This is a genomic window from Halomonas sp. BM-2019 (genome assembly GCF_017584085.1).
In genome coordinates this window covers 2,446,597-2,447,000 of the sequence record NZ_CP071922.1, presented here as the reverse complement: position 1 = coordinate 2,447,000, position 404 = coordinate 2,446,597, and the positions used below count along the sequence as shown (strand labels likewise).

The following is a 404-nucleotide window of genomic DNA, read 5'->3' as shown; positions in this document are numbered from 1 at the left end:
ATCGCCGGCCAGGTGTAGGCCAGCGCGCGCTGGCGGGCATGGCGGCCCAGGCGGGCGCGGCGGGCGGGCTGTTGGCAGAGGGTCGTCGCGGCGTCGCGAAAGCCGGCCGCGTCGCCCACCGCCAGGGCCAGGCCGCTGTGGTCCTGGTCGATCAGTTCGGCGCCGGCCGCATGGCGGAAGGCCACCACGGCCAGGCCGCTGGCCATGGCCTCGAGCAGCACATTGCCCCAGGTCTCGGAGAGCGAGGGAAACAGGAAGAGGTCGGCGCTGGCGTAGTGGCGTGCCAGGTCCTCGGCGGGGATGAAGCCCGTGAAGTGGGCGTCGGGCAGGGCGCTCTCCAGGGCGCGCCGTCCGGGGCCGTCACCGACGATCACCAGGCGCGCGTCGGGCCGGGCGCCGCGCAG

The 404-nt window shown here is 75.7% G+C and carries 1 protein-coding gene; it reads right to left on the bottom strand.

From position 1 onward, the window contains the following. The coding region (locus J5F18_RS12200) for a glycosyltransferase (protein WP_346298894.1) at nt 1-404 on the bottom strand (404 nt) is incomplete at both ends.